The 18,849-nt window shown below is 71.0% G+C and carries 15 protein-coding genes; 11 read left to right on the top strand and 4 right to left on the bottom strand.

All coding sequences use genetic code 11. The annotated features are described in order from the left end of the window. The first annotated feature begins 233 nt into the window (after positions 1-233). The 9 genes from kdpF to ACIGHB_RS11925 all read left to right on the top strand — a co-directional run bounded on the left by kdpF (position 234) and on the right by ACIGHB_RS11925 (position 10,296). Complete coding sequence (gene kdpF / locus ACIGHB_RS11965) at positions 234-323, top strand: K(+)-transporting ATPase subunit F (RefSeq protein ID WP_033204243.1); 90 nt, start codon at positions 234-236, stop codon at positions 321-323. 8 nt (positions 324-331) lie between these two features. Continuing rightward, positions 332-1,996: a potassium-transporting ATPase subunit KdpA gene (gene kdpA, locus ACIGHB_RS11960; protein ID WP_399911976.1), complete on the top strand. Its 1,665-nt coding sequence runs from the start codon at positions 332-334 to the stop codon at positions 1,994-1,996. Continuing rightward, a complete protein-coding gene (gene kdpB / locus ACIGHB_RS11955; protein ID WP_399911973.1) occupies positions 1,993-4,128 on the top strand; it encodes a potassium-transporting ATPase subunit KdpB in 2,136 nt (711 codons plus the stop codon). The genes kdpA and kdpB overlap by 4 nt, the downstream gene beginning before the upstream one ends. 6 nt (positions 4,129-4,134) lie before the next feature. Next, complete coding sequence (locus ACIGHB_RS11950; RefSeq protein ID WP_399911970.1) at positions 4,135-4,779, top strand: potassium-transporting ATPase subunit C; 645 nt, start codon at positions 4,135-4,137, stop codon at positions 4,777-4,779. Between the two features lie 124 nt (positions 4,780-4,903). Then, positions 4,904-5,596 carry a response regulator gene (locus ACIGHB_RS11945; protein WP_399911967.1) on the top strand — a complete coding sequence of 231 codons (693 nt, stop codon included), beginning with the start codon at positions 4,904-4,906 and terminating at the stop codon, positions 5,594-5,596. A 12-nt stretch (positions 5,597-5,608) separates the two neighbouring features. Beyond that, entirely contained in the window at positions 5,609-8,155 is a 2,547-nt protein-coding gene (locus ACIGHB_RS11940) for an ATP-binding protein (RefSeq protein ID WP_399911964.1), read from the top strand. 213 nt (positions 8,156-8,368) lie between these two features. Beyond that, the gene (locus ACIGHB_RS11935; protein WP_360320018.1) at positions 8,369-9,055 is read left to right on the top strand and encodes a response regulator; all 687 of its coding nucleotides are present in this window, start codon (positions 8,369-8,371) and stop codon (positions 9,053-9,055) included. A gap of 44 nt (positions 9,056-9,099) precedes the next feature. Beyond that, entirely contained in the window at positions 9,100-9,498 is a 399-nt protein-coding gene (locus ACIGHB_RS11930) for an OB-fold nucleic acid binding domain-containing protein (protein WP_360320021.1), read from the top strand. Between the two features lie 3 nt (positions 9,499-9,501). After that, positions 9,502-10,296 carry a DUF3159 domain-containing protein gene (locus ACIGHB_RS11925; protein ID WP_399911960.1) on the top strand — a complete coding sequence of 265 codons (795 nt, stop codon included), beginning with the start codon at positions 9,502-9,504 and terminating at the stop codon, positions 10,294-10,296. Between the two features lie 75 nt (positions 10,297-10,371). On the opposite strand, the gene ACIGHB_RS11920 is transcribed toward ACIGHB_RS11925, so the two are convergent. Together ACIGHB_RS11920 and ACIGHB_RS11915 are read right to left on the bottom strand one after the other, a co-directional pair. Continuing rightward, positions 10,372-11,046 (bottom strand): TrkA family potassium uptake protein, encoded by a 675-nt coding sequence (locus tag ACIGHB_RS11920; protein ID WP_360320027.1) that lies wholly within the window; start codon positions 11,044-11,046, stop codon positions 10,372-10,374. After that, entirely contained in the window at positions 11,046-11,714 is a 669-nt protein-coding gene (locus ACIGHB_RS11915; RefSeq protein ID WP_189852669.1) for a TrkA family potassium uptake protein, read from the bottom strand. Before ACIGHB_RS11915 ends, ACIGHB_RS11920 begins: the two co-directional genes overlap by 1 nt. Positions 11,715-11,949: 235 nt before the next feature. On the opposite strand from ACIGHB_RS11915, the gene ACIGHB_RS11910 reads away from it, so the two are divergent. Together ACIGHB_RS11910 and ACIGHB_RS11905 are read left to right on the top strand one after the other, a co-directional pair. Continuing rightward, entirely contained in the window at positions 11,950-14,001 is a 2,052-nt protein-coding gene (locus ACIGHB_RS11910) for an APC family permease (protein ID WP_399911955.1), read from the top strand. An 89-nt stretch (positions 14,002-14,090) separates the two neighbouring features. Next, a complete protein-coding gene (locus tag ACIGHB_RS11905) occupies positions 14,091-15,419 on the top strand; it encodes a class I SAM-dependent RNA methyltransferase (protein WP_399911952.1) in 1,329 nt (442 codons plus the stop codon). A gap of 32 nt (positions 15,420-15,451) precedes the next feature. Here the strand turns inward: ACIGHB_RS11905 and ACIGHB_RS11900 are convergent, their stop codons facing one another. Together ACIGHB_RS11900 and ACIGHB_RS11895 are read right to left on the bottom strand one after the other, a co-directional pair. Next, the gene (locus tag ACIGHB_RS11900; protein WP_399911949.1) at positions 15,452-17,896 is read right to left on the bottom strand and encodes an FtsX-like permease family protein; all 2,445 of its coding nucleotides are present in this window, start codon (positions 17,894-17,896) and stop codon (positions 15,452-15,454) included. Further along, positions 17,890-18,741 carry an ABC transporter ATP-binding protein gene (locus ACIGHB_RS11895; RefSeq protein WP_399911946.1) on the bottom strand — a complete coding sequence of 284 codons (852 nt, stop codon included), beginning with the start codon at positions 18,739-18,741 and terminating at the stop codon, positions 17,890-17,892. The genes ACIGHB_RS11900 and ACIGHB_RS11895 overlap by 7 nt, the downstream gene beginning before the upstream one ends. Positions 18,742-18,849: the final 108 nt, after the last annotated feature.

The following is an 18,849-nucleotide window of genomic DNA, read 5'->3' as shown; positions in this document are numbered from 1 at the left end:
GCGCGGCAAGTTCCGTCCCCGTAGAGGACGCGTCAAGAGCGCGCCGCAGGGCGTATGGGGGCCGTTAACGGCAGCCGCGACCTGGCTGAAACCAGGTTTGCTCATCTCGTCCGAGAATCCGTTCTTCCTTCTTCCTGAATCCGGGAGTCCACGATGGCCGATCTGGCCTTCGTCGTCACCACGATCGCGGTCTTCGCGCTGGTGGCGTTCATCGCCAAGGGGGTGGCGAAGCTGTGAGTGCCGAGAACATCGTCGGTCTGCTCGTGGCGGCCGCCCTGCTGGGTTATCTCGTTCTTGCCCTCGTCAAGCCGGAGAGGTTCTGAGTTCCGAGATGAGTCCTGTTCTTGCTGGAGTGCTCCAGCTTCTGGCGTTGATCGTCGCTCTGGGCCTGTCGTACCGGCCGCTGGGCGACCACATGGCGCGCGTGTACTCCTCGGAGAAGCACTACAAGCCGGAGAAGTGGCTCTACAAGGCGGTCGGCGCGAATCCCGACACGCAGATGCGCTGGCCGGCGTACCTGCGCGGGGTGCTCGCCTTCTCCGTGGTGAGCGTGCTCTTCCTCTACCTGCTCCAGCGGGTGCAGGGGTCGCTTCCCGGCTCGCTCGGGTTCGTGTCGATCGACCCGGACCAGGCGTTCAACACGGCCGCCTCGTTCGTGGCGAACACGAACTGGCAGTCGTACTACGGCGAGCAGGCCATGGGCCACGTCGTGCAGACCGGCGGCCTCGCCGTGCAGAACTTCGTGTCCGCCGCGGTGGGCATGGCGGTCGCGGTCGCCCTCGTCCGCGGTTTCGCCCGGTCGCGCTCGGGTGAGCTGGGCAACTTCTGGGCCGACCTGGTCCGCGGTGTCGTCCGGATCCTGCTGCCGATGGCGGTGATCGGCGCGCTCGTGCTCGTCGCCTGCGGCGCGATCCAGAACTTCTCCGGGATCCACGAGGTCGGCCAGTTCACCGGCGGTGCGCAGCAGTGGAACGGCGGCGCGGTGGCCTCGCAGGAGGTCATCAAGGAGCTGGGCACGAACGGCGGCGGCTACTTCAACGCCAACTCGGCCCACCCCTTCGAGAACCCCAACGGGCTCTCCAACCTCTTCGAGGTCTACCTGATCCTCGTCATCCCGTTCGCGCTGACCCGCACCTTCGGCCGGATGGTCGGCTCGCTGAAGCAGGGCTACGCGATCCTCGGCACCATGGCCGTCATCTGGGTCGGCTTCACCGCGCTGATGATGTGGACCGAGTTCGCGGGCAAGGGCCCGGCGTTCGAGCTGGCCGGCGGCGCGATGGAGGGCAAGGAGACCCGGTTCGGCATCGCCGGCTCCGCGATCTTCTCGGTCGCCACCACGCTGACCTCGACCGGCGCGGTGAACTCCTTCCACTCCTCCAACACCGGCTTCGGCGGTGGCATCAACCTGCTGGGCATGCAGCTCGGCGAGATCGCGCCCGGCGGCGTCGGCTCCGGTCTCTACGGCATGCTGATCATGGCGATCATCGCCGTGTTCATCGCCGGCCTCATGGTCGGCCGCACCCCGGAGTACCTGGGGAAGAAGATCGGCACCCGCGAGATCAAGTTCGCCGCGTGCTACATCCTCGTCACCCCGGCCCTCGTCCTCGGCTTCACGGCGGCGTCGTTCGTCCTGGACACGCCGGCGAACTCGATGACGAACTCCGGCGCGCACGGCTTCTCCGAGATCCTGTACGCGTTCACCTCGGGCGCGAACAACAACGGCTCGGCCTTCGCCGGCCTGAACGCGGACACCCAGTGGTTCAACAGCACGATCGGCATCGCGATGCTGTTGGGCCGGTTCCTGCCGATGGTGTTCGTCCTGGCGCTCGCGGGTTCGCTCGCGGAGCAGCGGCCGGTCCCGGAGACCGCGGGCACCCTGCGGACGGAGAAGCCGCTGTTCACGGGTCTCCTGGTCGGCACGATCATGATCATCACCGGTCTCACCTACTTCCCGGCCCTGGCCCTCGGCCCGCTCGCGGAAGGGCTCGCGGCATGACCATCGACGTAGAGAAGCACGAGGACACGATGTCCACCACGACGGCGGCCACGGCGCCCCACGGCGATCTGTCCGGGGGCCACCAGGCCCCGGGGCGGGTCGGCGGGGGCCTGTTCGACCCGAAACAGCTGGTCAAGTCCTTCCCGGACGCGATCAGAAAGCTCGACCCGCGCGTGATGGTCAAGTCCCCGGTCATGTTCGTGGTCCTGGTCGGCTCGGTCGTCACCACCGTCCTCGCGGTGAGGAACCCGGGGGACTGGTTCGGCTGGGCGATCACGGCCTGGCTGTGGCTGACCACGATCTTCGCCAACCTCGCCGAGGCGGTCGCGGAGGGCCGGGGCAAGGCTCAGGCCGACACCCTGCGCAAGGCCAAGACCGACACCGTCGCCCGCCGTCTGACGAAGACGGGCGAGGAGCAGGTGGCCGGCACCGAACTGCGCATCGGCGACCTGGTGGTCTGCGAGGCCGGCGACATCATCCCCGGCGACGGCGACGTCGTCGAGGGGGTGGCGAGCGTCGACGAGTCCGCGATCACCGGCGAGTCGGCCCCTGTCATCCGCGAGTCCGGCGGCGACCGCTGCGCGGTCACCGGCGGCACCAAGGTCCTCTCCGACCGGATCGTCGTCAAGATCACGACGAAGCCCGGCGAGACCTTCATCGACCGCATGATCAACCTCGTCGAGGGCGCCGCCCGGCAGAAGACGCCGAACGAGATCGCCCTCAACATCCTCCTCGCCTCCCTCACCATCGTCTTCCTCCTCGCGGTCGTCACGCTCAAGCCGTTCGCGATCTACGCGGGCGCCGACGAGCAGACCTCCCTCATCGTCCTCACGGCACTCCTCGTGTGCCTGATCCCGACGACGATCGGCGCGCTGCTCTCCGCCATCGGCATCGCCGGCATGGACCGCCTGGTCCAGCGCAACGTCCTGGCCATGTCGGGCCGGGCGGTCGAGGCCGCCGGGGACGTGTCGACGCTGCTCCTGGACAAGACGGGAACGATCACTCTCGGCAACCGGCAGGCGTCGGAGTTCGTCCCGGTCTCCGGGACGACGGCGGCGGAGCTTGCGGACGCCGCCCAGCTCTCCTCGCTCGCCGACGAGACCCCCGAGGGCCGCTCGATCGTGGTCCTCGCCAAGGAGAAGTACGGCCTGCGGGAGCGCCACCAGGGCGAGCTCGCGCACGCCACCTGGATCGAGTTCACCGCCCAGACCCGCATGTCCGGGGTCGACGTCGACGGCAGGTCCACCCGCAAGGGCGCGGCCGGGTCGGTCGTCACCTGGGTCCGTGAGCAGGGCGGTCAGGTCGCGGACGACGCCGACGCCCTCGCCGACCGCATCTCCGAGGCCGGCGGCACGCCGCTGCTCGTCGCGGTCAAGGACGACAAGGGCGCGCGCGTCCTCGGGGTGATCCACCTCAAGGACGTCGTCAAGGAGGGCATGCGGGAGCGGTTCGACGAACTGCGCCGGATGGGCATCAAGACCATCATGATCACGGGTGACAACCCGCTGACCGCGAAGGCGATCGCCGAGGAGGCGGGGGTCGACGACTTCCTCGCCGAGGCCACGCCCGAGGACAAGATGGCCCTCATCAAGCGCGAGCAGGCCGGCGGCAAGCTGGTCGCGATGACCGGCGACGGCACCAACGACGCCCCGGCCCTCGCCCAGGCGGACGTGGGCGTGGCGATGAACACGGGCACGTCGGCCGCGAAGGAGGCCGGCAACATGGTCGACCTCGACTCCAACCCGACCAAGCTCATCGAGATCGTCGAGATCGGCAAGCAGCTCCTCATCACCCGGGGCGCGTTGACGACCTTCTCGATCGCCAACGACGTCGCCAAGTACTTCGCGATCATCCCCGCCATGTTCGCGGTCGCCTACCCGTCGCTGGACAAGCTCAACATCATGGGCCTGGCCTCGCCGGAGTCCGCGATCCTCTCCGCCGTCGTCTTCAACGCCCTGATCATCGTCGCGCTCGTCCCGCTCGCCCTCAAGGGCGTCCGTTACCGGCCCTCCAGCGCCGACTCCATGCTCCGGCGCAACCTCGGCCTCTACGGACTCGGCGGCCTGATCGCCCCGTTCATCGGCATCAAGCTCATCGACATGCTCCTCTCCCTCATCCCCGGAATCGGCTGACCCACGATGAACAACTCAGCAGCGAACACCGGCCGCGTCCTGTGGGCGGGCCTGCGCGCCCTCCTCGTCCTCACCGTCCTCACCGGCGTCCTGTACCCCCTCGCCGTCACCGGCATCGCCCAGGCCGCCTTCCCCGGCAAGGCCAACGGCTCCGAGATCGAGGTGGACGGCAAGGTCGTCGGCTCCGCGCTCATCGGCCAGACCTACCTCGACGGGGACGCCCCCGACCTGCGGTGGTTCCAGCCCCGCCCGTCCAACGGCCTGGGCACCAACTCCGTCAACACCCAGTACAAGCTGATCCTCTCCGGCGCGACGAACCGTTCCGGCGACAACGAGGACCTGATCCAGTGGGTCACCGACGCCAAGGCCGCCGTCGTCAAGGACAACTCGGTCGCCGGCCACGAGGTCGATCCCTCTGACGTCCCCGTCGACGCGGTCACCTCCTCCGGCTCGGGCCTCGACCCGCACATCTCCCCGGAGTACGCGAAGCTCCAGGTCCACCGCGTCGCCGAGAAGAACAAGCTGACCGTCGCCCAGGTCGACAAGCTCGTCGCCGACCACACCGACGGCCGCATCCTCGGCTTCATCGGGGAACCCCGCGTCAACGTCCTCGAACTCAACGTCGCGCTCAAGGAATTGACCAAGGGCTGATGTCCGTGACACCACGGCATGGGAGCCGGCGGACCCGGGTCAGCCCGGCGTCCGCCGGCTCCCGCGGCGCGACGCGCCGCACGAACCACGCGAACCGCACGCACGACAGGAAGGCAGCACGCCGATGACGCGGGTGCTGGTGGTCGAGGACGACTCGAAGCTCGCGCGAGCCCTGGTCATCAACCTGCGGGCGCGCCGATACGTGGTGGACTCGGCGCCGGACGGCGCCACCGCCCTCACGCTCGCCGCCGCCGAACCGCCGGACGTGCTGATCGTCGATCTGGGACTGCCGGACATGGACGGCGTCGAGGTCATCCAGGCCCTGCGGCGCTGGAGCCGTTCCCCCGTCCTCGTCCTCTCCGCGCGCAGCGGCTCCGAGGACAAGATCCGCGCCCTCGACGCCGGCGCCGACGACTACATGACGAAACCGTTCAGCATGGACGAACTCCTGGCCCGCCTGCGGGCCGCCACCCGGCGTACGGCCGAGGCGTCCCCGACCACGCCCGACACCGGCGTCGGCCGGATCGCCACCGCCGACTTCAGCGTCGACCTGGTGGCGAAGCGGGTGCGGCGCGCGGACCGGGACGTGCGGCTCACACCGACCGAGTGGCACCTCCTGGAGATCCTGATCCGCAACCCGGGCCGGCTCATCAGCCAGCGCAGGCTGCTCCAGGAGGTGTGGGGGCCGAGCCACGGCACGAAGACGAACTATCTGCGGGTCTACATGGCCCAGTTGCGGCGCAAGCTGGAGACGGACCCGTCGCATCCCCGCTATCTGATCACCGAACCCGGCATGGGCTACCGCTTCGAACCGTAGGAGACGCCGTACATGGGACGCGGGAAGCTGCGCATCTACCTGGGAGCCGCGCCGGGCGTCGGCAAGACGTACGCCATGCTCTCGGAGGGACACCGCCGCGTCGAGCGCGGCACGGACTGCGTCGTCGCGTTCGTCGAGCACCACGACCGGCCCAGGACCGAGGTCATGCTGCACGGTCTCGAAACGATCCCGCGCCGGACGATCGAGTACCGGGGGACGTCGTTCACGGAGATGGACGTGGACGCCGTCCTCGCCCGGCGGCCCGCCGTCGCCCTCGTCGACGAACTGCCGCACACCAACGTGCCCGGCTCCCGCAACGCCAAGCGCTGGCAGGACGTCGAGGAACTCCTCGCGGCCGGCATCGACGTCGTGTCGACCGTCAACATCCAGCACCTCGAATCGCTCGGCGACGTCGTCGAGGCGATCACCGGGATCCGGCAGAAGGAGACCGTCCCGGACGAGATCGTCCGCCGGGCCGACCAGATCGAGCTGGTCGACATGTCGCCCCAGGCGCTGCGCCGCCGCATGGCCCACGGCAACATCTACAAGCCCGACAAGGTCGACGCGGCGCTCTCCAACTACTTCCGCCCCGGCAACCTCACCGCCCTGCGCGAGCTGGCCCTCCTGTGGACCGCCGACCGGGTCGACGAGTACCTGCGCCAGTACCGCGGCGAGCACGACATCCGCTCCACCTGGCAGGCCCGCGAGCGGATCGTCGTCGGCCTCACCGGCGGACCCGAGGGCCGCACCCTGATACGCCGCGCCTCCCGGCTCGCCGAGAAGGGCGCGGGCGGCGAGGTCCTCGCCGTCTACATAGCCCGCAGCGACGGCCTCACCGCCGCCTCGCCCAAGGAACTGGCCGTCCAGCGGACCCTCGTCGAGGACCTCGGCGGCACCTTCCACCACGTCATCGGCGACGACATACCGACCGCGCTCCTGGAGTTCGCGCGCGGCGTCAACGCCACCCAGGTCGTCCTCGGCTCGAGCCGCCGCCGCACCTGGCAGTACGTCCTCGGCCCCGGTGTCGGCCAGACCGTCGCCCGCGAGTCGGGACCCGACCTCGACGTCCACATCGTCACCCACGGCGAGGTCGCCAAGGGCCGGGGTCTCCCGGTCGCCCGCGGCGCCCGCCTCGGCCGCTCCCGGCTCATCGCCGGCTGGCTCGTCGGCGTCGCGGGACCCGTCGCGCTCGCCCTGCTCCTCACCCACACCGACGCGGACCTCGGGCTCGCCAACGACATGCTGCTGTTCCTGGCGCTCACCGTCGCCTCGGCGCTGCTCGGCGGCTTCCTGCCGGCGCTCGCCTCGGCCGCCGCCGGCTCGCTGCTGCTCAACTGGTTCTTCACCCCGCCGATCCACCGCATCACCATCGCCGACCCGCTGAACATCGTCGCCATCGCGGTCTTCTTCGGCGTCGCCATGGCCGTCGCCTCCGTCGTGGACCTCGCCGCCCGCCGCACCCACCAGGCGGCCCGGCTGCGCGCCGAGTCCGAGGTGCTCTCCTACCTGGCCGGCAGCGTGCTGCGCGGCGAGACCAGCCTCGACGCCCTCCTCGAACGCGTCCGCGAGACCTTCTCCATGGAGTCCGTCGCCCTGCTCCAACGGGCCGACGGCGCCGAACCCTGGACCAGGGCCGCCGCCGTGGGCCCCCACCCCGCCGCCCGTCCCGAGGACGCCGACGTCGACATGCCCGTCGGCGACCATCTGGCGCTCGCCCTCAGCGGGCGGGTCCTGCCGGCCGAGGACCGGCGGGTGCTGGGCGCCTTCGCGGCGCAGGCGGCCGTCGTCCTGGACCGGCAGCGGCTGGTCGGCGAGGCGGAGGAGGCCCGCAAGCTCGCCGAGGGCAACAAGATCCGCACCTCCCTGCTCGCCGCCGTCAGCCACGACCTGCGCACCCCGCTGGCCGGCATCAAGGCGTCCGTCACCTCGCTCCGCTCCGACGACGTGGAGTGGTCGGAGGAGGACCGGGCCGAACTCCTCGAAGGCATCGAGGCAGGCGCCGACCGCCTCGACCACCTCGTCGGCAACCTCCTCGACATGTCCCGCCTCCAGACCGGCACCGTGACCCCGCTCATCCGCGCCGTCGACCTCGACGAGGTCGTCCCCATGGCCCTGGGCGGCGTCCCGGACGGCAGCGCCGAGGCCGACGTCCCCGAGACCCTGCCCATGGTCGAGGTCGACAAGGGCCTGCTGGAGCGGGCCGTCGCCAACATCGTCGAGAACGCCGTGAAGTACAGCCCCGACGGCGTTCCCGTCACCGTCGCCGCCAGCGTGCTGGGCGACCGCGTCGAGCTGCGCGTGGTGGACCGGGGCCCCGGGGTCCCCGACGAGTCCAAGGAGGGCATCTTCGAGCCCTTCCAGCGCTTCGGCGACGCCCCGCGCGGCTCCGGCGTCGGGCTCGGCCTCGCCGTCGCCCGCGGCTTCGTCGAGGCCATGGGCGGGACCCTCGGAGCCGAGGACACCCCCGGCGGCGGCCTCACCATGGTCCTCACCCTGCGGGCCGCCGGCGGAGGAGCCCCGCCGCCCGCCACGGACCTCCCGGCCCATGTGGTGAGCTGAACCCGAGCCCCGCGGCCCGCGCCCCGCGCAGCCGTACCGCCGCTCGCCGCTCACGCACCGCCCACGTACCGCTCGCGCACCGCCCCGACGTACCGCTCACGCACCGCCCCGACGCACCGCCCCGACGCACCGCCCCGACGTACCGCCCCGACGTACCGCCCACCGTCCCAGCTCCCGCATCCGCTCCCGTACAGCAGAAGGAAGGCCCCCGACATGACCCGGGTCCTCGTGGTCGACGACGAGCCGCAGATCGTCCGCGCCCTGGTGATCAACCTCAAGGCGCGGAAGTACGAGGTCGACTCCGCCCCCGACGGCGCCACCGCCCTCAAGCTCGCCGCCGAACGCCACCCCGACGTCGTCGTCCTCGACCTCGGCCTGCCCGACCTCGACGGCGTCGACGTCATCAAGGGACTGCGCGGCTGGACCCGGGTCCCGATCATCGTCCTCTCCGCCCGGCACACCTCCGACGAGAAGGTCGAGGCGCTCGACGCCGGCGCCGACGACTACGTCACCAAGCCCTTCGGCATGGACGAGCTCCTCGCCCGGCTGCGCGCCGCCGTCCGCCGCGCGGAGCCCGTCGGCGGCGCCGAGGACGGCGTCGTCGTGGTCGAGACCGAGGGCTTCACCGTCGACCTCGCCGCCAAGAAGGTGCACCGCGACGGCAGGGACGTCCGGCTCACCCCCACCGAGTGGCACCTCCTGGAGGTCCTGGTGCGCAACGGCGGCCGCCTGGTGAGCCAGAAGCAGCTCCTCCAGGAGGTCTGGGGACCCTCGTACGGCACCGAGACCAACTACCTCCGGGTCTACATGGCGCAGCTGCGCCGCAAGCTGGAGGCCGATCCCTCGCACCCCCGCCACTTCGTCACCGAGCCCGGCATGGGGTACCGCTTCGAACGGTGAACCGGGCACCTTCCGGCCGGAGCCGCGGCCGGTACGCTTTCGGTATGAGTGCTGCACCCCGAACCGACAAGCCGGCGGGCCGGTTCCGCCGGATGCTCGACCGGCTCTCCTCCTCGCCGGAGGACCTGGAGTCCGAGGAGCTCCAGGAGGACTCGGCGGCCTCGGGCTGTACGCGGATCTGCGACTGCGCCGACCGCCAGATAGTCAAGGTGACTGGTACCTTGCGCACGGTCACCCTGCGCCCCCGGGCCGGTGTCCCCGCCCTGGAGGCCGAGCTCTTCGACGGCACCGCGCCGCTCGACGTGGTCTGGCTGGGCCGGCGCTCCATCGTGGGCATCGAACCGGGCCGCAAGCTGATCGCCTCCGGCCGCATCTCCATGAGCCACGGCCGGCGGGTCCTCTTCAACCCCAAATACGAGCTCCGACCGCTCGGACAGGAGTAGCCGGTGACGTCCGTCGACAAGCCGACCACCGCACCGCCGACCCCGGACCAGGACGCCCGGACCGACAAGGCGGTGACCGAGGCCGCGCTCTTCGAGGCGTTCGGCGGCATCCGGGGCATGGTCGAGACGGTCCTGCCCGGACTGCTCTTCGTCACGATCTACACGATCAACAAGAACCTGCAGCTCTCGGCCATCGCCGCGCTCGCCATCTCCCTCGCGCTCGTCGCCGTCCGGCTCCTGCGCCGCGACACCGTCAAGCACGCCTTCAGCGGCGTCTTCGGCGTCGGCTTCGGCGTCGTCTTCGCGATGATGACCGGCGACGCCAAGGACTTCTACCTCCCCGGCATGATCTACACGCTGGGCCTCGGCCTCGCGTACATCATCACCACGCTCGCCGGCGTCCCGCTCATCGGCCTCATCCTCGGCCCGGTCTTCAAGGAGAACCTCTCCTGGCGGACCCGGAACCCGGGCCGGAAGAAGGCGTACGCCAAGGCCAGCTGGGCCTGGGGCCTGATCCTCCTCGCCAAGTGCGCGATCCTCTTCCCGCTCTACTGGTGGGCCGACACCACCCAGCTCGGCTGGGTCCTCGTCGCCCTGAAGATCCCGCCCTTCCTGCTCGCCGTCTACCTCACCTGGGTGTTCCTCGCCAAGGCGCCGCCGCCCATCGACGTCTTCGCCGAGATGGAGGCCGAGGAGAAGGCCGAGAAGGAGCGCGAGGCCGCCGAGAAGGAGCGCGAGGCCGCCGAGAAGGAGCGCGAGGCCGCCGCCCGCGCCGCCGGCGGACAGGACGCCTCCTAGGAGAGCGCCGACGTACGGAGAAGGGCCCGGGACCTCAAAGGTCCCGGGCCCTTCTCCGTATGCCGTACGGCGGCGCTACTCCGCCGGCTCCCGGCGCACCTGGAGCAGCTCCTCCAGCTGCTCCTCGCGCGCCTGCGCCGCCACGAACAGCAGCTCGTCACCGGCCTCCAGGGTCTCCTCCGGGCTCGGCGTCAGCACCCGCGAACCGCGGATGATCGTCACCAGGGAGGTGTCCTGCGGCCAGTCGACGTCGCCCACCTGCGTACCGGCCACCGCCGACTCCGGCGGCAGCGTCAGCTCCACCAGGTTGGCGTCGCCGTGGCTGAAGCGGAGCAGCCGGACCAGGTCGCCGACGCTCACCGCCTCCTCCACCAGGGCCGACATCAGACGCGGGGTCGAGACGGCCACGTCCACGCCCCACGCCTCGGTGAAGAGCCACTCGTTCTTCGGGTTGTTCACCCGGGCGACGACCCGCGGCACGCCGTACTCGGTCTTCGCCAGCAGCGAGACGACCAGGTTCACCTTGTCGTCACCGGTGGCCGCGATGACCACGTTGCAGCGCTGGAGCGCCGCCTCGTCCAGCGAGGTGATCTCACAGGCGTCGGCCAGCAGCCACTCCGCCTGCGGCACCCGCTCCACCGAGATGGCGGTCGGCGCCTTGTCGACCAGCAGGACCTCGTGGCCGTTCTCCAGGAGCTCGCCCGCGATGGAACGGCCCACCGCGCCCGCGCCCGCAATCGCGACACGCATCAGTGACCGCCCTCCTCGGGACCCTCGGCGAAGGCCGCCTCGACCTTCGCGATCTCGTCCGTCCGCATCATCACGTGCACCAGATCCCCCTCCTGGAGCACCGTCTGCGAGGACGGGATGACCGCCTCGCCCAGCCGCGTGAGGAAGGCGACCCGTACGCCGGTCTCGTCCTGGAGCCGGCTGATCTTGTGACCGATCCACGCCGGGGAGGTGTGCACCTCGGCGAGCTGGACGCCGCCGCTCGGATCGCTCCACAGCGGCTCCGCGCCCGAGGGAAGCAGCCGGCGCAGCATCTGGTCGGCCGTCCAGCGGACCGTCGCCACGGTGGGGATGCCCAGGCGCTGGTAGACCTCGGCGCGCCGGGGGTCGTAGATCCGCGCGGCCACGTTCTCGATGCCGAACATCTCGCGGGCCACCCGGGCCGCGATGATGTTCGAGTTGTCGCCGCTGCTCACCGCGGCGAAGGCACCGGCCTCCTCGATCCCCGCCTCGCGGAGCGTGTCCTGGTCGAAGCCCACCCCGGTGACGCGCCGGCCGCCGAAGCCGGAGCCCAGGCGGCGGAAAGCCGTCGGGTCCTGGTCGACGACGGCGACCGTGTGGCCCTGCTGCTCCAGGGTCTGCGCGAGAGCGGCTCCCACTCGCCCGCAGCCCATGATGACGATGTGCACGTCCCCGCTACCCCGCACTCCTGATCGCCTTGCTGACCTGCGAAAACACCCTGCTCACAACTTTCCTCGCCCGATCGGCCCGGGCCGTGGCGGACAACACCCTGCCGGGTTGTCCGGTCCGAGCTTAAGCGGCAACGCTGGCCGGGACCGCATCCGAGGTGATACTCAGGGAGATTCGGTGCCGTTCGGGGGTGCCGGTGCGCGTGGCTCTTTTCGAACGCTTACGATCCTCTGCGTGTCCAAACTGACCGACGTGCCCAAACGGATCCTGATCGGGCGGGCCCTGCGCAGCGACAAGCTGGGAGAGACCCTCCTCCCCAAGCGGGTCGCCCTCCCCGTCTTCGCCTCCGACCCGCTGTCCTCGGTGGCGTACGCACCGGGCGAGGTCCTCCTCGTCCTCTCCGTCGCCGGTCTGTCGGCCTATCACTTCAGCCCGTGGATCGCGCTGGCCGTCGTCGTCCTGATGTTCACGGTCGTCGCCTCGTACCGGCAGAACGTGCACGCGTACCCGAGCGGCGGCGGCGACTACGAGGTCGCGACCACGAACCTCGGGCCGAAGGCCGGACTCACCGTCGCGAGCGCCCTGCTCGTCGACTACGTCCTCACCGTCGCCGTGTCGATCTCCTCCGGCATCGAGAACCTCGGCTCCGCGATCCCCTTCGTCGTCGAGCACAAGGTCGCCTGCGCCGTCGGCGTGATCGTCCTCCTCACCGTGATGAACCTCCGCGGCGTGAAGGAGTCGGGCAGCCTCTTCGCGATCCCGACGTACGTCTTCGTCTTCGGCGTCTTCTGCATGATCGCCTGGGGCGCCTGGCGCGGTCTCGTCCTCGACGACACCATGAAGGCGCCCACCGCCGACTTCGAGATCAAGCCCGAGCACCCGGGACTCGCCGGCTTCGCGCTGGTCTTCCTGCTGCTGCGCGCCTTCTCCAGCGGCTGCGCCGCCCTCACCGGCGTCGAGGCGATCTCCAACGGCGTCCCCGCCTTCCGCAAGCCGAAGTCGAAGAACGCCGCCACCACCCTCGCGCTCATGGGCGGCCTCGCCGTCACCATGTTCTGCGGCATCATCTTCCTCGCCGGGGCGACCGACGTCCGGATGGCGGAGAAGCCCGCCGAGGACCTGCTCCTCAACGGCGTCCCGGTCGGCGAGGGCTATGTCCAGGACCCGGTCATCTCGCAGGTCGCGGCCGCCGTCTTCGGCGACGGGACGTTCTTCTTCGTCCTCCTCGCCGCCGCCACCGCGCTCGTCCTCTTCCTGGCCGCCAACACGGCGTACAACGGCTTCCCGCTCCTCGGCTCGATCCTCGCCCAGGACCGCTACCTGCCGCGCCAGCTCCACACCCGCGGCGACCGCCTCGCCTTCTCCAACGGCATCGTGCTCCTCGCCGGCGCCGCCGCCCTCCTCGTCTGGCTCTACGGAGCGGACTCCACCCGCCTCATCCAGCTGTACATCGTCGGCGTCTTCGTCTCCTTCACGCTCAGCCAGATCGGCATGGTGCGGCACTGGAACCGGCACCTGAAGACCCAGAAGGACCCCGCCAAGCGCCGCCACATGATCCGCTCCCGCGCGATCAACGCCTTCGGCGCCTTCTTCACCGGCCTCGTCCTCGTCGTCGTCCTCGCCACCAAGTTCACCCACGGCGCCTGGGTCGCCCTGCTCGGCATGGTGATCTTCTACGTGACGATGACCGCGATCCGCCGCCACTACGACTCCGTCTCCGCGGAGATCGCCGCCGCCGAGCAGCGCCCCGACGAGTACGTCCGCCCCTCCCGGGTCCGCTCGATCGTCCTCGTCTCCAAGCTCCACAAGCCCACCCTCCGGGCCCTCGCCTACGCGAAGCTCCTCCACGCCAGCGAACTGGAGGCGCTCACCGTCAACGTCGACCCGGCGGAGACCAAGGCGCTCAAGGAGGAATGGGAGCGGCGCGGCATCAACGTGCCGCTGAAGATCCTCGACTCGCCCTACCGCGAGATCACCCGGCCGGTCATCGAGTACGTGAAGAACCTCCGCAAGGAGAGCCCGCGCGACGCCGTCTCGGTCTACATCCCCGAGTACGTCGTCGGCCACTGGTACGAGCACCTGCTGCACAACCAGTCCGCGCTCCGCCTCAAGGGCCGGCTCCTCTTCACCCCGGGCGTCATGGTGACCTCCGTCCCGTACCAGCTCCAGTCCTCCGAGGCCGCGAAGAAGCGGGCACGGAAGCGGCAGGACTGGAACGCGCCGGGCTCGGTGCGCCGGGGCCCGGTCGAGAAGACCAGGAAGGAACCGGCCGCGAAGAGCGACTAGCGGAGAGTGTCCGGCGAAGTGCAACTAGACTGGTGGGCTGCTGTGCGAACAGCGGCCCATCTCTCTTCTTCGCTACGGAGCCCCCGATCATGCAGAACACCCCTGTGACGTCACTGATCGGGGAGGAGTACGAGGTCGAGGTCGGCCCGGTGGCGCACGGCGGCCACTGCATCGCGCGTACGGAGGAGGGCCGGGTCCTCTTCGTCCGGCACGCCCTGCCGGGCGAGCGCGTCACGGCCCGCGTCACCGAGGGCGACGAGAGCAGCCGCTTCCTGCGCGCCGACGCCGTCGACATCCTGGACGCGTCCAAGGACCGCATCGAGGCCCCGTGCCCCTTCGCCGGCCCCGGCAAGTGCGGCGGCTGCGACTGGCAGCACGCCAAGCCGGGCGCCCAGCGCCGCCTCAAGGGCGAGGTCATCGCCGAGCAGCTCCAGCGGCTCGCGGGCCTCACCCCGGAGGAGGCCGGCTGGGACGGCACGGTCGTCCCGGCGGAGGGCGACAAGCTGCCGGCCGGCGAGGTCCCGCAGTGGCGCACCCGCGTCCAGTACGCCGTCGACGCCGAGGGCCACGCCGGACTGCGCAAGCACCGCTCGCACGAGGTCGAGGTCATCGACCACTGCATGATCGCGGCCCAGGGCGTCTCCGAGCTGGGCATCGAGGCCCGCACCTGGGAGGGCATGGCCACCGTCGAGGCGATCGCCGCCTCCGGCTCGCACGACCGCCAGGTCATCCTCACCCCGCGCCCCGGCGCCCGCCTCCCGCTCGTCGAGCTCGACAAGCCCGTCTCCGTGATGCGCGTCGACGAGAAGGACGGCGGAGTCCACCGCGTCCACGGCCGCGCCTTCGTCCGCGAGCGCGCCGACGAGCGCACCCACCGCGTCGGCAGCGGCGGCTTCTGGCAGGTCCACCCGAAGGCCGCCGACACCCTCATGAAGGCCGTCATGCAGGGCCTCCTCCCGCGCAAGGGCGACACCGCCCTCGACCTGTACTGCGGTGTCGGCCTCTTCGCCGGCGCCCTCGCGGACCGGGTCGGCGACCAGGGCGCCGTCCTCGGCATCGAGTCCGGCAAGCGCGCGGTGGAGGACGCCCGCCACAACCTCGCCGACTTCCCGCGCGTCCGCATCGAGCAGGGCAAGGTCGAGTCCGTCCTCCCGCGCACCGGCATCACCGAGGTCGACCTCATCGTCCTGGACCCCCCGCGCGCCGGCGCCGGCAAGCAGACCGTCCGCCACCTCGCCGGCCTCGGCGCCCGCCGCATCGCCTACGTCGCCTGCGACCCGGCCGCCCTCGCCCGCGACCTCGGCTACTTCCAGGAATCGGGCTACCGGGTCCGGACGCTGAGGGCGTTCGACCTGTTCCCGATGACGCATCACGTGGAGTGCGTGGCGATTCTGGAGCCCGCCGACAAGGGCCGCTGACCTGCCCCTTCTTCGCCGGTCCCGGGTGGTCGTCATGGGTGGGTTGCGGAGGCCCGGGCACCCGTCCTGCGCAGGGCCATCCGGGCCGGCAGGACGCTGGAGGCGAGGGCCAGGGCCAGGCACAGGGCGACCGTGAGCAGGATGGTGGGCCAGGGGAGGTTGAGGTTCACCTGGGTGCCGAGCTGAGAGGAGAGGCCCGATCGGATGCCGAGCAGGGTGACCAGTGCGATGAGCAGTCCGAGCCCGGCGCCGATGCCCACGGAGAGCGCCGACTCGGCGGTCACGATCCGCAGCACCTGACGCCGCGTCGCGCCGGACAGGCGCAGTACCGCGAAGTCCCCGGAGCGGTCGGCGGTCGCCATCATCAGGGTGTTGGCGATGGCGAGGCAGGTGTAGCCGAGTGACATCCCGATCAGGATCGTCAGAAAGATCCGTACCAGACGGTCGTCCTCGGCGTCCGTACGGGCCGCGTACGCGGATGTGGTCAGGGACTCCGCTCCGAGTCCGGCCGCCGGTTCCGGCCGGCCGGGGCCGCTCGCGTACACGACCTGGGTGAGCGCGGAGGGCGCGTGCGCCCGGACCGTGTCCCGGGGGAGGAGCACACTGGCCGTGGACGAGTCGTCCGTGATCTCCGCGACCACCTTGATCCGCTCGGTCCTGCCGTCCTCGAACGTGACGTCCACGGTGCTGCCGGCGGTCCAGCCGAGCCAGGCCGTGGTCGAGGACCGCACGATCATGGTGTTCCCGCCCTGGAACGCCTCCAGCGAACCGGACTTGACGGTCATCTTCTCGCGCGCCTTCTCGAAGGCACCCTCGCTCACGCCCATCGCGCCGATGTGGTCGGTGCCCCCCACGTAGAGCTCGGTGGGCAGCAGTGACGCCCCGCCGGGGACGGTGGCGACCGCGGCGTCCGAGAGCCCCGGGGTCCCCTTCGGGGTGACCACCGACGTCGCGCCCTGCCGGACCGTCTCCTCCAGCGCGTATCCGCTCGCCTTGATCTGGAACATCCCGGCGATCAGCACGGCGAAGCCCACGGTGACCAGCACCGGCGCCGCCGTCGACGCGGTACGTCGCACCGCCGTCAGCGAGCTCTCCCTCGCGACCATGCTCGTGGCCCCGCGGAGCCGGCCGAGCGGCCTCCAGACGGCCTTGACCACCAGCGGGATGACCGCGGGGGCGAACAGCGTCAGGCCGAGGATCAGGGCCATCGCGGCGTACAGCGCGTTGTTGATCATCTCGTCCGAGGAGCTGCCGGCCGCGACCACGACCAGGATCAGCCCGAGGGCGGTGAAACCGATCGCGCCGATCCACCGGCCGCGCGTCATCGGCCGCTTCTCCAGCGCCGCCTCGCGCAGTGCCTCCAGCGGGGCGATCCGGGCCGCTCGCCGGGACGCCGCCCAGACGCCGAGCAGGGCCACCAGCAGCCCGAGGGCGAAGGAACCGATCAGCGGCAGGACCTGCATGCGTACGGTGAAGCCGGGCGGCTCCAGGCCGCCGTCCACCAGGAGCCCGCCGAGCACCGGGGCGAGCAGGGAGCCGAGGACCAGACCGGCCGCCGCCGCCACGACGCCCACGCCGAGCGCCTCGCCGTACATCATGCGGCGGATCTGCCGCGGAGTGGCGCCGATGGTGCGCAGCAGGCCGAACTCCCGGCGCCGCTGCACGATGCTGAACGCGAACGTCGAGGCGACCACGAAGAGGGAGACGAACGCGGTCAGCCCGGCCATGGCGATCAGGATCTGCATACCGATCCAGCGGGTCTTCGCCGCGGTCTTGGCCTCCAGTTCCTTCAGGCTGCCGCCGGAGACCACCCGGTCGCCCTCGCCCACGATCTTCTGCGCCGCGCTCGCCACCGCGGCGGCGTCGGCGCCCCGCTCGGTGACCAGGCCGATGACCCGTACTCCGCCGGCCAGGGGGCCGGCGGCGGCGTCCGTGAGGTAGAAGGCGTCGGACGCGACCGTGCCGGACACCGTGTAGGGCGCGGGTCCCGCGGCGGTGAGCAGGGTCACGGCGGCGCCGGGGGCCAGTCCCAGGGAGCCGGGGAGGACGACCTCGTCGTCCGCCCGCGGAGCGCGGCCCGACGCCAGCTCGTCGGGTGCCAGCGCGGCACTGGCCCAGGGGTGGCCGCGCAGCTCCCCGCCCGGGTCGTCGACGGGCTTGCCGCCGACCACGGCCTGGGCGTAGAAGGACCGGTCGGGCACCGCCGCGGCGACGCCCGGCACGGCGTCCAGCTGGTCGACCAGCTCGTCGGTCCGCTCGGGCGACCAGGGCAGGTTCTCGGTGAAGTTGCCGTCCGACTGGTCGGCTCCCGGGCTCTGCACCAGCACCTGGGTGCCGGCGTACCGCTCGGGCGCCTCGGCACGGGCGGAGGTGAGCACCAGCGCGGTCATGCAGAGGATGGTCACGCCGAGGCACAGGGCGGTGAAGGTGCCGGTGAAGGACACCCAGCGCCGGCGGATGGTCGCGAGGCTCAGCATGTCACGGACTCCAGGGCGGCCATGCGGGCGGCGATCGTCTCGATGGTGTTGCGGCCGTGCAGTTCGTCCACGATCCGGCCGTCGGCGAGCAGCAGCACCCGGTCCGCGTAGGTGGCGGCGGCCGGATCGTGGGTGACCATGACCACCGTCTGCCGGTGGCGGTCGACGATGTCACGCAGCAGCGCCAGGACGTCACGGGACGTCTTGGTGTCCAGAGCGCCGGTGGGTTCGTCGGCGAAGAGCACGGCGGGCCGGGTGATGAGGGCACGGGCGATGGCCACGCGCTGCTGCTCGCCGCCGGAGAGCTCGCTGGGACGGTGGGGGCCGCGGTGTCCGAGGCCCACTTCGGTGAGGGCCGCGATCAGGTCCTGGCGGTCGGGCTTGCGTCCGGCGAGGCGCAGCGGCAGGGCGACGTTCTGTTCGGCGGTGAGGGCCGAGACGAGGTTGAACGCCTGGAAGACGAATCCGACACGATCACGCCGCAGCAGCGTGAGCGCGGTCTCGTCGAGGTCGCTCAGATCGGTGTCGTCGATGATCACCTTGCCTTCGGTGACCCGGTCGAGGCCCGCCGCGCAGTGCAGCAGCGTGGACTTGCCGGACCCGGAGGGACCCATCACCGCGGTGAAGGTGCCGCGAGCGAAGGTGGTGGTGACGTTGTTCAGCGCGGTGACGGTCTGCGCCCCCGATCCGTACTGCTTGGTCGCGGACCACAGCTGGACGGTGTCAGTCGAACGTCGGACGGTGTCGGTCGAAAGTCGGGCGGTGTCGGTTGAACGTCGGGCGGTGTCGGTCGAAAGCCGGGCGGTGTCGGTTGACGGTCGGACGGCGTCGGTCGGATGCGTCATGGTCGAAGCCAACGCCCTCCGGACGGTCCGCCGCAGGGGCCCCTGCTGGAGACTCGGGGTAGACCTGGCACCCCTGCCCGCGGACCACGCAGGCCGCTACGGTCGGAG

The organism is Streptomyces sp. NPDC085460 (assembly GCF_044541975.1).
Lineage (GTDB): Bacteria > Actinomycetota > Actinomycetes > Streptomycetales > Streptomycetaceae > Streptomyces.
The sequence above is the reverse complement of the archived record's forward strand: the minus strand, read 5'-3'. Positions and strand labels throughout refer to the sequence as shown.